We start from the raw sequence: 13,164 nt of genomic DNA, 5'->3' as shown, positions 1-13,164 counted from the left end.
TTTAGATATTAGAAAATGATATTTAAAAAATGAGTTGAAGTTTTACTTTCAGCTCATTTTTTATTTTGGATATTTTGTAGGATTTCTATGTGTATTAAAAACTGCATAAATAAATACAGTTTTTTCTTCTTCATTAGTTTCAAATAAAACCAAATAAGGAAAAGATTTAAAAGGTTTTGCACGCAAATTTCTATATTTTACTTGATAAAAAGGATTTATTTCCAAAGCTTCCAAAACTTTTGTCAATTCAGCTAAATATGATTTTGCAGCAGATGTAGAAAAGTTTGAATAATAAGAAATAGCTTGTTCAATATCTTGGGCAGCTTCGGAAGAAATTCTAATCTTATAAATCATATTTTCCGTGCAATTCTTTCAATACATCTTTTGCATTCAAAAAATTTTCTTTTGGCTCGTTAAGTCGATTATCCAAAATTTCCTTTTGTTCTTCCGTTAACTCAAATTCAGTTTCTTGATTATGTTTATAAGTTAAAAAATCAATATAACGCTCAACTTCTTCCAAAAGTGATTCAGGAAGTTGTTTCAATTTAGAATTCACTTGTTCAATAGTCGTTGCATTCATAATTATTAATTTTACAAAACAGTTGTCGTTCTAACAAAGTTACAAAAAGTATACCTTATTATATAATCAAGATTTTGTGTAATATTTCTGATTATTTTTTCAATAAAATCTTAAACTCAGTTCCGATTTCTTTGGATGATTTGGCAACAAATATTTTTCCTTTGTGATAATCTTCGATAATTCGTTTGGCTAATGATAATCCCAATCCCCAACCACGTTTTTTGGTTGTAAAGCCAGGTTGAAAAATCTTTTTTTGCAATTTGGTTGGAATTCCAGAACCTGTATCGGCAATAGAAATTTCGACAAATTTACCTTTCGTTTTTATATCGATATCCAAAACGCCTTTATTTTGCATGGCATCAGCTGCATTTTTCATCAAATTTTCGATAACCCAACTGTATAGAGAATCATTAAGATTAATATTAAATTCTTCGACATCGGTAGCAAAATTCACTTCAATTCCTTTAGAAATGCGTTGGGAAATATAATCCACTGTTTGTTTGGAAGTTGAAATAATATCAGTTTGTTTGAGCTCAGAAGTTGAACCAATTTTCGAGAAACGTTCGGCAATATGTTTCAATCGATCCACATCTTTTTCAATTTCTATAACCGAAGTTTGATCGATTTCTTCTAATTTCAATAATTCGACCCAACCCATTAAAGAAGAAAGTGGAGTTCCAATTTGATGCGCTGTTTCTTTTGCCATTCCGGCCCATAAATAACTTTTTTCGGTGTCACGAATTGTTTTGAAATACCAATACGAAAATCCAAAAAACAATAAAATCAATAAAATAATGATGAGCGGATAATATTGTAATTGACTAAGAAGTTTTGAATTTTTGAAATAAACATAATTTTTAGTTCCGATTAATTCAACATCGATTGTTTGTTCGGACGATTTCATTTTGTTGACATATTTTTTTAATTGAACTGAATCTTTTACGATTGATTCATCAATATTTTTGGTGTCTACAATAATGCCTTTTTCGTCTACAAGTGCAACAGGAATTGATTTGTTGTCTTCAATTAATTTGAATAGAAAATCTTGTGTTTTCGGATCTAAAAATTCGGATGAGCTTATTAACTCTAACGATCGCGCATAATTCTCTACACGTTTGTGTTCTTCACGTTTTAGCTCTTGTACAATTTTGTTACTCGACCATATTGTAATAGCGAAAATCACAAATATTATAAAGAAGCCAATCCAACGTTTGTTTATTTTTTTTGTTAGAAAATTTCTCATCTAAATGTAAAATCTTTCTTAAATTTATATCAAATGTAATGATTATTTGATTATAATATATTTTTATGGCGAGATAAGATAAATATGATGAAAGTAATTTTTTTTAAAGCCTTAAATAGTTTATTTTTGTAGCTAAATCTCATAGAGAGTAAAATTTATGGATCGTTTTTCGTTTTTAAATGCCGCTCATTTAGAGTTTATAGGCGACTTATATGATCAATACGTCCAATATCCGGATAGTATTGAACCAAGTTGGAAAGCTTTTTTCCAAGGGTATGACTTTGCGAATGCAACATATGATGGAGAGCCATTATTTGCACCAGCAACACAAACAGCTCCTAACAGAGCTAGTCAAACAACGCAAGCAGTAGTTAATCCTGCAGTAGTATCTCAAGTTCCAGACAACGTACAGAAAGAATTTAAAGTCATCAATTTGATTGATGCTTACCGTACGCGTGGACACTTATTTACAAAGACTAACCCGGTTAGAGCGCGTAGAACTTTTGAACCTTCTTTAGACATCAAAAACTTTGGTTTATCTGATGCTGATTTAGATTTAACGTTCAACGCTGGTGAAATTTTAGGTATCGGTGGACCAATCACTTTACGTGAAATCATTGGACACTTAGAAAACATGTACTGCGAATCTATCGGAATCGAGTATATGTATGTAAGAGAACCTCAAAGAATTAATTGGATTCAGAATTGGTTAAACCAAAACTTGAATCAACCAAAATTATCTAAGGAGGAGAAAGAACGTGTTTTAGAAAAGTTGAATGAAGCAACTGCTTTTGAAAACTTTATGCACACGAAATATGTTGGACAAAAACGTTTCTCGGTAGAAGGAAATGAATCTTTGATTCCTGCTTTGGATACATTGATTAATCGTTCTGCAGATCACGGCGTACAAGAGGTTATCGTAGGGATGGCTCACCGTGGACGTTTGAATGTTTTGGCTAACATTTTTGGAAAATCATATTCTCAAATCTTTTCAGAATTCGAAGGAAAAGCTTTTGATACGGATTTAATGGCTGGTGATGTTAAATATCACATGGGATCATCAAATCAAATCAAAGCATTGAATGGAAAAGATATCCGAATCAATTTAGCACCAAACCCATCTCACTTAGAGACTGTAGATGCAGTTGTAGAGGGGATTACACGTGCAAAAGTTGAGGAAGATTACAAAGATGATTATTCTAAAATTATTCCAATCTTAATTCATGGTGATGCTGCTGTAGCTGGACAAGGAATCGTTTACGAGGTTGTTCAAATGGCAGGATTAGACGGATACAAAACAGGTGGAACAGTACACGTTGTGGTAAATAACCAAATTGGGTTTACAACAAACTATTTAGATGCGCGTACATCTACATATTGTACAGATGTTGCAAAAGTAACATTGTCTCCTGTAATGCATGTAAATTCTGATGATGTAGAAGCGGTAGTTCACGCTTTCCGTTTTGCAGCAGATTATCGTGCAGAATTCGGTTCTGATGTATTCATCGATTTATTAGGATACCGTAAATATGGACATAACGAAGGTGATGAACCAAAATTCACTCAACCTAAATTATATAACTTAATCGCTAAACACCCAAATCCTCGTGAAATTTACAAGGATAAATTATTAAAAGAAGGTGTAATTGGTGAAGAAATCGTTAAACAAAAAGAAGCGGAATTTAAAGCTTTATTAGAAACGAATTTTGAAGCTTCTAAAGAAATTGAGCGTAATCACATTTTCCCTTTCATGCCAGAAGAGTGGGAAGGATTTGAAATTGCTGATGATGCAAAAGTTTTTGAACAAGCAAATACTGCTTACGACGAAGCAAAATTAAAAGAAATTGCAAAAGCTGTTTCTACCGTTCCAGAAGGTAAAAAATTAATTAAAAAAGTTTCTCGTTTAATTGAAGGACGAGGAAAAATGATTGAGGAAGATAAAATCGACTGGGGATTAGGAGAAGCTTTAGCTTTCGGTTCTATCTTAACAGACGGGCGTAACGTGCGTGTTTCTGGGGAAGATGTAGAACGCGGAACGTTCTCTCACCGTCATGCAGTTGTAAAAACTGAAGACACAGAAGAAGAAATTATCTTATTAAACCATATTAATGATGAACAAGGTCAATTAAGAATCTACAACTCATTATTATCTGAATATGCAGTTTTAGGTTTCGATTATGGATATGCTATGGCAAATCCTAAAGCGTTAACTATTTGGGAAGCTCAATTTGGAGATTTTGTGAATGGAGCACAAATCGTAATCGACCAATATATTTCTGCAGCAGAAGATAAATGGAAATTACAAAACGGTTTAGTAATGTTATTGCCTCATGGATATGAAGGGCAAGGAGCAGAGCACTCTTCAGCACGTTTAGAGCGTTTCTTACAAATGTGTGCTGGTAACAATATGTTTGTTGCTAATATCACAACTCCAGCTAACTTCTTCCATGCATTAAGAAGACAGGTTGTAACAGATTACCGCAAACCATTGGTTGTAATGTCACCAAAATCATTATTACGTCATCCATCAGCAGTATCATCATTAGCAGATTTCTCAAACGGAGGTTTCCAAGAAATTATCGAAGATGTAACAGTAGATGCGAAAAAAGTGAAAAAAGTAGTTTTCTGTTCAGGAAAAATCTACTACGATTTAGACAAAAAACGCCAAGAATTAGGAGATAAAGAAACTGCAATTATTCGTTTAGAGCAATTATATCCTTTAAATGAAGAAAAAGTAGATGCTATCATCTCTAAATTTGGTAATGCTAAATTGGTTTGGGCACAAGAAGAACCAGAAAATATGGGAGCTTGGATGTACATCTTACGTAAATTAAGAAAATATCCATTCGACGTAGTTTCTCCAGCAGAAAGTGCTGCAACAGCGCCAGGTTCAAGCAAACGTTGGGCTGCAATTTACGAAGAGGTAATTAATAAAGTATTCAATTAAAAAATAAAGCTAATAGATATGTTAGAAATGAAAGTCCCATCACCAGGGGAATCAATCACAGAAGTAGAGATCGCTACGTGGTTAGTAAAAGACGGTGATTACGTAGAAAAAGACCAAGCAATTGCAGAGGTAGACTCAGATAAAGCAACATTAGAATTACCAGCAGAAGAAAGTGGAATTATCACTTTGAAAGCGGAAGAAGGTGATGTTGTAGAAGTAGGACAAGTTGTTTGTCTTATTGATACATCAGCTGCTAAACCAGAAGGAGGAAGCGCTCCAGCTGCAGAAGCACCAAAAGCTGAGGTTAAAGAAGAAGTAAAAGCTGCTCCAGCTCCAGTTGCTACATCAGCACCTGCTGCTCCAGCTGCAACTTACGCTACGGGAACTCCATCTCCAGCGGCTAAAAAAGTTTTAGACGAAAAAGGTATCGATGCTTCTCAAGTAAAAGGTTCAGGACGTGACGGACGTATCACTCAAGATGATGCAGCTCGTTTTACACCAGCAATGGGAACTTCTACTCAAGGAACTCGTGCTCAATCAGAGAAAAAATTATCATCATTACGTCGTAAAATTGCACAACGTTTAGTTTCTGTTAAAAATGAAACTGCAATGTTAACTACATTCAACGAAGTTGATATGTCTGCAATTTTTGCTTTACGTAACCAATATAAAGACGAATTCAAAGCTAAACACGGTGTTGGTTTAGGATTCATGTCTTTCTTTACAAAAGCAGTTACACGCGCATTAGAGTTATACCCAGACGTAAACTCTATGATTGACGGTGACTACCAAGTAAAATTTGACTTTGCTGACGTTTCTGTTGCAGTATCAGGACCAAAAGGTTTGATGGTACCAGTAGTACGTAATGCAGAAAACTTAACTTTCCGTGGTGTTGAGCAATCTATCAAAGATTTAGCAATCAAAGTACGTGACGGAAAAATTTCTGTTGATGAAATGACAGGAGGTACATTTACAATCACTAATGGTGGTGTATTTGGATCTATGATGTCTACACCAATCATCAACCCACCTCAATCAGGTATCTTAGGAATGCACAATATTGTTGAGCGTCCAGTTGTTAAAAACGGACAAATCGTTATCGCTCCAATGATGTATGTTGCTTTATCTTATGACCACCGTATCATCGACGGACGCGAATCTGTAGGATTCTTAGTTGCAGTTAAAGAAGCGGTAGAAGATCCATTAAACGTATTAATGGGCGGTGACGCTAAAAGAGCTTTAGAATTGTAATACATAAAAACATTCTAACAATCCATAAATTGAAAGCCATTCGAAAGAATGGCTTTTTTGGTTTATGTAATGATTTGATTTATAATATTATTTTTTTGTGTTTTTGTAATTGATTTAAAGAAATTCAGTTTTTTAAATAATGTAATTTCTAAATGTTAATTTATTGATTACAAGTGTTTTATGTTTTTGTTTTTAAGGAAATTAATTCTTTAAATTATTGCTGATTAATATATATTGAAATATAATATAATTTTAAAGTAATGAATTAACACAATAAAATTATGAAGAAAATTTACTTTAGTGTATTAACATTGTTAATACTTTCACAATCAAATGCTCAGGTGTATGATGTGGGTACATGGGCTCAAGTTACAGATATCTCTAATGACGGTGTAGCTGTAGGAAATGCTGCAGGAGTATTGCATTTTAAATGGACAAAAGAAGAAGGTCCTGTAGTAATTGGAGAAATTGGAGGAAATAATGATTATATAGCAGGTAATACAACGATTTCTGCTGATGGAAAATTAGTATCAGGAACAATGACAAATCCAGCTACAGGAATCGACGAAATGGCTTTATATGATACAACTACGCAAACATGGGAGTACTTAGGAGCAAGTGCAAATGGTAGTGATACTTCTTCATGGGGAATGTCAAGCGATGGTAAAACGATCGTTGGATTAGGATGGAAATCTGCTTCTCAAGCTATAGGAGTTATTTGGAATAGAGCAAATGGAATGAAAGATTTGGGCTCTACAGTCGCAGGTAAAAGTTCAAGACCAAATTCTGTAAATGGAGATGGAACTGTTGTTGTAGGATGGCAAGATTCTGAAAATGGTTTCCGTAAAGGAGTTTATTGGAAAAACGGTGTACAAACATTTATTAAAGATAAACAAGGTAATCTTGTAGGAGAGGCGTTAGCAGTTTCTGCTGATGGAAATATTATTGTTGGTTTCAACGAACCTGAAGCATATATTTACAATGCAACAACTAATACTTATACAGAAATAGTTCATTCAGATCCAGATTATAACACGTCAATTGTAGCTGTTTCTGATGATGGAAATACTGCGGTGGGTTATTGGAAGCCTTGGTATGCTACAAATACAGAAGGAGAAGGTTTTATTTGGTTTAAAGATAAAGGAGTTGTTAAAATTGATGATTATGTAAAAGAGGTTGGGTATGATAGCAAAAGTTTTACTTTTGTGCTGCCTACAGGTATTTCTCCGAATGGAAAATATATAGGAGGTATAGGAATCAATTAGGATGAAATGGATCTTAAAGGTTTTGTAATAGAATTGAAAGAAGCTTTGTCTACAAATGAAAATGTTTTGGATAAAATTATTACAACAATTTCTCCAAATCCTGTTATGAATGAAATGACAATTCATACAAAAGCTATCATAAATTCTGCTGAAGTGTATAATTTAGCAGGTCAAAAAGTTTGGAACTCAGACAATATTATGAATAATAAAATTGATTTAAGTTTCTTAAATAAAGGAGTTTATATCATAAAAATAAAAACTGATTCAACAAATGAATCAATTAAGTTTATTAAAAACTAATTCAGATAATTATAAAAAAAGTCACTCATTGAGTGACTTTTTTATTCAATTTTATAATCCATAGGAATCATGTTTGCTATTTTTTCCCAACTCCAATATCCTTCAACAACCAAATTAGCAGGATGATAATAAGTTCCATTTTCTTCAATTTTTAGTAAATCGCTTTTTATAGCGAAAATAGAAAGTTGGTTCGAAATATATTTTGCGCCATTTTGTTTTGCATAGTCCAAATCCTCTTTTTCATTTTTATATTCAACTGAATACAATCCTTTAAAATTAAGATACTGATCATTATTATCAACGATTTTCAAACTATCAGATGGAACTTTTTGATTAACTAAATAAGTAATAATTTTTGGAGGAACTTTACCTACGATTCTACCTCCTAACAAAGTTTCTTCTTTAAACTTTATATATTCTGGATTATCCTTGCGAATCAATCGTTTTATATCATATCCTTCTTCCTCAATTTTATTATCATAAACTGCTTTCATAAAATGAGTCACACTTCCTAAATAAGATTTACGACGATTTTCTTGCCATTTTTTTTCTTTAGAAGCTGATGATTTTAGCTCAGTAAAAAGTGCTGTTCCAAGAGTTAAGACATAATTTGACTTGAAATTAATATTAAAATCAACCAAATCATATTCTATTTTATAACCTAAGTAATTGTTTGTAATGATTAAAGGATTTCTAGAAGTAGCAGATAATTGTTGTGTATTTTTATCATATTTAAACCTCAAATCTTTAGGATTTTCGATTTTACATTTTTTAGCAGCTTCATTACTTCCTAAAAATAATTTTAAAAAAGTTTGATAATAATACAACCAATCTTCTTTAGATATTGCCTGAACAACTGTTTCTTGCAACGCTACCACTTCAGGCTCTAATATAACTTTATAAAAATTGGTTTGATTTGTATTGACATTCAGAATATAATTTTCAAACAAACTTGCACGAACAATTAAGTTATATTGTCCATTAGGAAGATTTAGTTCAAATTCTCCTTTTTCATTTGTTTTTGATTTAATCGTAGAATTATCGACATAGATTTCTGCATTAATAATTGGAAGCGATTTTTCATCAACCACTTTTCCTTTTATCATATTCTGTGCGAATAGATTACTACTAATTAATAGAAAACCTAAAATAATAATTTGTTTAAAATTCATTGACTAAATTTTAAAACAAGATAATAAAAAAACCGCTATAAAGCGGTTTTGAATTTATTTGAAGAAATATGTAATTCCTAAAGTTAAAAATGATGAACGATTTGTTCCGTTATCCCAACGATTATAGTCGTAAGTATCTATTAATCCATATTGATATCTTAAATTAATTTCGTATTTTCTATCAATAGAATATCCACCACCAATATTAAATGCTAAATCAAATGATTTTGGAACATTATTAGTTCTTTCTGGCTCATCTTCATCAAATTTTTCTGACACTTTGAAACCCAATTGAGGACCACCTTCTACAAAGAAATCTTTTCCTTGATCATCAAAATAGTATTTATACATAATTGGAATATTGATGTAATTTAAGAACGCTTTGTATTTCTCTCCGCCTTCTTTATATAACGAATATTCACCTTGAGTAGTATATAAAACTTCGGCTTGTAAATAATGGTTTTCGTTTCGAGTAGTTAATTGATATTTTGCAACTCCCCCAGCTAAAAATCCAACTCTCTCTTTAGAAACTCCATGAACAATAGTTGTGTTACTAAGTCCAACACCACCTTTAACTCCAAATTCGATTTGAGCAAAAGAAAAAGTAGATAAACTTAAAAGAAATAAACTTAATAGATTGGTTTTTAAATTTTTCATAAGTTATTGTATAATTTTAACAAAATTAAAGCTTTTTTTAATACAATTTTCATTTCACAAAAAAAGCTCTCCAAATGAAGAGCTTATTATATTATTTTCGAAAATTTATTTCTTTGGTTGAGGTGGAAATTTAGCTAATATTTCCTGTACTGCTTGCGGAATTCTTTCTGCTTTTGCGCTAATATTACTCAAATTAAGATCAGAACCAACACCTTGCCAAACCAATATATTACGTTTGTCATCAATAATATCTACTACAATTGTCCCTGCTTGATAAGACGAAACGCTATTTCCTCCGTAATATCCGCCATAATAACCATAAGGTCCATAACCCCAATTGTTATTATTTACAGAAACTTGTTCTTTAGAACTTGTCAATAAGTTAATGACTAAATCTGCATCAGAACTTACTTTTGTAAATCCTTTTGTAGCCATTTGCGCATCAATTGCTTTAATTAATCGATTCTTATCCAAATCGTTAACCTTTAACTTATCTAATCCTTTTTGGTGAAAAGTATAAGTTTTATATGAAGCAAAATTTGCTGATCTGTCGTAATCTGTACTTACTTGAACTGTTCCACAGCTTGTTACAAATAATGACAACAAAATTATAAAAGTAAAATGTATAATTTTCATGACCTTGATTTTTTATTTAAAACTACAATTATTATTCCTAAATGTAAAGGTAAATCAAAAAAAAGAAGCTCAAAATACTTGAACTTCTTTTTAACTAATATTTACAATTTTATTTTGCTAATTCTAACTCTTGAATTTTCACTTCAACAATTCCATTGTGATTGATTCTAACCAAATCTACAATTTGTGTTTCGTTGACTAATTCTGGATTAAAATCTGTCTGAACTTTTACATAATTTTCTGTAAAACCAAACATTTTTCCATCTTTATTATCATGTTCCCACAATACTTTCTGAGTCGAATTTAATTGCGATTGATAAAAAGCTTGACGTTTTTTCTCCGATAAAATTCTTAACATTTTATTACGACGTTTACGCTCTCCTTGATCAACAACTCCTTCAAATTCGATCGCTTCTGTATTATCTCTTTCCGAATAAGTAAATACATGTAAATAGCTAATAGGTAATTCGTTTAAGAAATTATATGTTTCCATAAACAATTCTTCTGTTTCTCCAGGGAAACCAACAATTACATCCACACCAATACATGCATTTGGCATCACTTCGCGAATTTTTGTTACACGGTCTAAATAAAGATTAGATAAATAACGACGTTTCATTTTTTTCAAAATCTCATCGCTACCAGATTGTAATGGAATATGGAAATGCGGAACAAATCGATTGCTTTTTGAAACAAAATCGATTGTTTCATTTTTCAATAAATTTGGCTCAATCGAAGAAATTCTGATTCGTTCTATCGCATCAACTTGATCCAATTCTTGCACCAATTCCAAGAAAGTATGCTCGTGTTTTTTATTCCCGAATTCACCTTTCCCGTAATCGCCAATATTTACACCCGTTAATACAATTTCTTTGATTCCTTTTTGTGCAATCTCATTCGCATTTTTGATAACATTTTCAACTGTATCTGAACGCGAAATTCCACGAGCCAAAGGAATTGTACAATATGTACATTTATAATCGCAACCATCTTGCACTTTCAAAAAAGCACGCGTACGATCGCCAATTGAATAAGAACCAACGTAAAAATCGGCTTCTTCAATCTCACAAGAATGTACAATTGTTTCTTCTTTTTTATTGATATCGTCTAAATATTCAGCAATATTAAATTTTTCTGCAGCTCCTAAAACCAAATCAACACCTTCCATTTCCGCAATTTCTTGCGGTTTCAACTGCGCATAACAACCTACAACGACAACAAAACCTTCTGGATTTGCTTTCATTGCATTTTTCACAATCGTTCTGCACTCTTTGTCTGCATTTGCGGTTACCGAACATGTATTGATTACGTACACATTCGCAGAATCTGTAAACTCAACCTTCTGATATCCATTATCTTTCAAGTTTCTTGCGATCGTCGAAGTTTCAGAAAAATTAAGTTTACATCCCAATGTATGAAATGCAACTGTTTTAGTTTGATTATTCATAGCTGCAAATTTAAGAAATTATCCATAGTTTTGAAACATAAATAAATCAGCTATTCAAAATGACTAAATACTTTATCTACATTATGTTATTCTTTTCAATATTTTCGTGTTCTAAGAAAATTGAAATCGATGAAAACAAAGTATTTAAACTAAATCGTTACGATAATATTTCTTCTTTAGATCCGATTAATGCAAGAACGCAAGCCAATAACTGGGCGTGTAATTTGATGTACAACAGTTTAGTGAAAATTGATAATCAATTAGAAATTCAGCCCGATATTGCAAAATCTTGGTCAATTTCAGAAGATGGAAAAACGTATTCTTTTACTTTAAGAAACGATGTTTTTTTTCATAAACATGAAGCTTTCGGAAAAGATTCGACTCGAATTGTGACTGCTTCTGATTTTGAATATAGTTTTAATCGTTTAAAAGATCCGAAAGCTGGAGGTTCTGGAGGTTGGATTATGAATAATATTAATTCGTATAAAGCAATAAATGATACACTTTTTGAAATTAAATTGAAAGAAGCTTATCCTGCATTTTTGGGATTAATTTCGATGAAATATGCTTCTGTTGTCCCAAAAGAATTATTCAAAAATGGAAACGATGAATTCTTGAAACATCCAATTGGTACAGGTCCTTTTCAATTCAAGATTTGGGAAGATAATGTAAAAATGGTTTTCAGAAAAAATCCAAACTATTTCGAGTTTGATGAAAAAGGACAACGTTTACCATATTTAGAAGCGGTTAATCTATCTTTTTTACCAGAAAAGAATTCAGAATTTTTAGAATTAATCAAAGGTAATTTGGATATGATGGCAGATTTGGATCCTTCTTATAAAGATGAAATTTTAAATCCAATTGGAGATTTGAATCCAAAATATTCAAATATTTTAACCATTCAAAAAGTTCCTTATTTAAGTACTGTTTATTTATGTTTTTACCTTGATGCACCAAATGCAGTTGATTTGAAATTGCGTCAAGCATTGAATTATGGAGTTGATAAAAACAAAATCATCAAATATATGATGAAAGGACAAGCTTTTGAAGCAGATGGAGGTTTCATTCCGAAAGGTTTACCAGGTTATTCGCCAGAAAGTGGTTACAAATATTCTCCCGAAAAAGCACGTGAATTAATCAATAGCTATAAAAAAACGAACGAAAAAATTACGCCAATCGAGCTGACAACAGTACAAGAATATGTAGATGTTTGCGAATATATTGCGGCAGAAATGGCAAAATTAGGTTTACCAATAAAAGTGAATGTTGTACCTGGACCAACGATGCGTGATGGAAAAGCAACAGGAAAATTTACATTGTTCCGTGCAAATTGGGGAGCAGATTATCCAGATGCCGAAAACTTTTTATCCTTATATTATTCGAAAAACTTTGCGCCAGAAGGTCCAAATTATTCACATTACAAAAATGGTGAATTTGATAAAATGTATGAACAAGCATTTTTGACCAATAATCCTGAAGAGCGCGCCAAAATTTATCAAAAAATGGATGCATTGATGATGCAAAACGCTCCAATTTTGCCATTATTCTATGATCAAACAACGTTATTTTTGAAGAAAAAAGTTAAGAATTTTTCGATGGGACCAATCAAATTATTGGATTTAACGAGAGTTTACAAAGAATAATTCTTTTGACATTTCTCAAAAAG

12 protein-coding genes are annotated in these 13,164 nt (G+C 31.9%); 5 read left to right on the top strand and 7 right to left on the bottom strand.

The genetic code is table 11. The features are described 5' to 3' along the window. Positions 1-60 precede the first annotated feature (60 nt). The 3 genes from HXZ74_RS06505 to HXZ74_RS06495 form a co-directional block, all read right to left on the bottom strand. A complete protein-coding gene (locus HXZ74_RS06505; RefSeq protein WP_114999509.1) occupies positions 61-354 on the bottom strand; it encodes a type II toxin-antitoxin system RelE/ParE family toxin in 294 nt (97 codons plus the stop codon). Further along, on the bottom strand, positions 344-580 hold the full coding sequence (locus HXZ74_RS06500) for a DUF2281 domain-containing protein (RefSeq protein WP_114999511.1): 237 nt from the start codon (positions 578-580) through the stop codon (positions 344-346). Before HXZ74_RS06500 ends, HXZ74_RS06505 begins: the two co-directional genes overlap by 11 nt. Before the next feature lie 91 nt (positions 581-671). Then, the gene (locus HXZ74_RS06495) at positions 672-1,823 is read right to left on the bottom strand and encodes a sensor histidine kinase (protein ID WP_114999512.1); all 1,152 of its coding nucleotides are present in this window, start codon (positions 1,821-1,823) and stop codon (positions 672-674) included. Positions 1,824-1,980: 157 nt separating this feature from the next. Here HXZ74_RS06495 and HXZ74_RS06490 point away from each other — a divergent pair, with 157 nt between their 5' ends. The 4 genes from HXZ74_RS06490 to HXZ74_RS06475 all read left to right on the top strand — a co-directional run bounded on the left by HXZ74_RS06490 (position 1,981) and on the right by HXZ74_RS06475 (position 7,586). Further along, positions 1,981-4,770 (top strand): 2-oxoglutarate dehydrogenase E1 component, encoded by a 2,790-nt coding sequence (locus HXZ74_RS06490; RefSeq protein ID WP_114999514.1) that lies wholly within the window; start codon positions 1,981-1,983, stop codon positions 4,768-4,770. A gap of 18 nt (positions 4,771-4,788) precedes the next feature. Beyond that, the gene (gene odhB / locus HXZ74_RS06485; protein WP_181816285.1) at positions 4,789-6,021 is read left to right on the top strand and encodes a 2-oxoglutarate dehydrogenase complex dihydrolipoyllysine-residue succinyltransferase; all 1,233 of its coding nucleotides are present in this window, start codon (positions 4,789-4,791) and stop codon (positions 6,019-6,021) included. A gap of 281 nt (positions 6,022-6,302) precedes the next feature. After that, positions 6,303-7,286 carry a secretion protein gene (locus tag HXZ74_RS06480; RefSeq protein WP_114999517.1) on the top strand — a complete coding sequence of 328 codons (984 nt, stop codon included), beginning with the start codon at positions 6,303-6,305 and terminating at the stop codon, positions 7,284-7,286. Between the two features lie 6 nt (positions 7,287-7,292). Beyond that, entirely contained in the window at positions 7,293-7,586 is a 294-nt protein-coding gene (locus HXZ74_RS06475; protein ID WP_114999519.1) for a T9SS type A sorting domain-containing protein, read from the top strand. Positions 7,587-7,627: 41 nt separating this feature from the next. Here the strand turns inward: HXZ74_RS06475 and HXZ74_RS06470 are convergent, their stop codons facing one another. The 4 genes from HXZ74_RS06470 to mtaB form a co-directional block, all read right to left on the bottom strand. Then, complete coding sequence (locus HXZ74_RS06470) at positions 7,628-8,758, bottom strand: carboxypeptidase-like regulatory domain-containing protein (RefSeq protein ID WP_280061594.1); 1,131 nt, start codon at positions 8,756-8,758, stop codon at positions 7,628-7,630. Between the two features lie 54 nt (positions 8,759-8,812). Continuing rightward, entirely contained in the window at positions 8,813-9,415 is a 603-nt protein-coding gene (locus HXZ74_RS06465; RefSeq protein ID WP_280061595.1) for a porin family protein, read from the bottom strand. A gap of 105 nt (positions 9,416-9,520) precedes the next feature. Continuing rightward, positions 9,521-10,051, bottom strand: a complete 531-nt coding sequence (locus HXZ74_RS06460; protein ID WP_280061596.1) for a DUF4136 domain-containing protein — start codon at positions 10,049-10,051, stop codon at positions 9,521-9,523. 109 nt (positions 10,052-10,160) lie between these two features. Continuing rightward, positions 10,161-11,498, bottom strand: a complete 1,338-nt coding sequence (mtaB, locus tag HXZ74_RS06455) for a tRNA (N(6)-L-threonylcarbamoyladenosine(37)-C(2))-methylthiotransferase MtaB (RefSeq protein WP_038332401.1) — start codon at positions 11,496-11,498, stop codon at positions 10,161-10,163. A gap of 59 nt (positions 11,499-11,557) precedes the next feature. Here mtaB and HXZ74_RS06450 point away from each other — a divergent pair, with 59 nt between their 5' ends. Continuing rightward, positions 11,558-13,141 carry an ABC transporter substrate-binding protein gene (locus tag HXZ74_RS06450; RefSeq protein WP_286474447.1) on the top strand — a complete coding sequence of 528 codons (1,584 nt, stop codon included), beginning with the start codon at positions 11,558-11,560 and terminating at the stop codon, positions 13,139-13,141. Positions 13,142-13,164: the final 23 nt, after the last annotated feature.

Source organism: Empedobacter sp. R750 (assembly GCF_030324345.1).
Lineage (GTDB): Bacteria > Bacteroidota > Bacteroidia > Flavobacteriales > Weeksellaceae > Empedobacter > Empedobacter falsenii_C.
The sequence above is the reverse complement of the archived record's forward strand: the minus strand, read 5'-3'. Positions and strand labels throughout refer to the sequence as shown.

Excerpts from the sequence above, each read along its gene's own strand:
- HXZ74_RS06505 (WP_114999509.1), bottom strand. The coding sequence starts at position 354 with ATGATTTATAAGATTAGAATTTCTTCCGAAGCTGCCCAAGATATTGAA.
- HXZ74_RS06500 (WP_114999511.1), bottom strand. The coding sequence starts at position 580 with ATGAATGCAACGACTATTGAACAAGTGAATTCTAAATTGAAACAACTT.
- HXZ74_RS06495 (WP_114999512.1), bottom strand. The coding sequence starts at position 1,823 with ATGAGAAATTTTCTAACAAAAAAAATAAACAAACGTTGGATTGGCTTC.
- HXZ74_RS06490 (WP_114999514.1), top strand. The coding sequence starts at position 1,981 with ATGGATCGTTTTTCGTTTTTAAATGCCGCTCATTTAGAGTTTATAGGC.
- odhB (WP_181816285.1), top strand. The coding sequence starts at position 4,789 with ATGTTAGAAATGAAAGTCCCATCACCAGGGGAATCAATCACAGAAGTA.
- HXZ74_RS06480 (WP_114999517.1), top strand. The coding sequence starts at position 6,303 with ATGAAGAAAATTTACTTTAGTGTATTAACATTGTTAATACTTTCACAA.
- HXZ74_RS06475 (WP_114999519.1), top strand. The coding sequence starts at position 7,293 with ATGGATCTTAAAGGTTTTGTAATAGAATTGAAAGAAGCTTTGTCTACA.
- HXZ74_RS06470 (WP_280061594.1), bottom strand. The coding sequence starts at position 8,758 with ATGAATTTTAAACAAATTATTATTTTAGGTTTTCTATTAATTAGTAGT.
- HXZ74_RS06465 (WP_280061595.1), bottom strand. The coding sequence starts at position 9,415 with ATGAAAAATTTAAAAACCAATCTATTAAGTTTATTTCTTTTAAGTTTA.
- HXZ74_RS06460 (WP_280061596.1), bottom strand. The coding sequence starts at position 10,051 with ATGAAAATTATACATTTTACTTTTATAATTTTGTTGTCATTATTTGTA.
- mtaB (WP_038332401.1), bottom strand. The coding sequence starts at position 11,498 with ATGAATAATCAAACTAAAACAGTTGCATTTCATACATTGGGATGTAAA.
- HXZ74_RS06450 (WP_286474447.1), top strand. The coding sequence starts at position 11,558 with ATGACTAAATACTTTATCTACATTATGTTATTCTTTTCAATATTTTCG.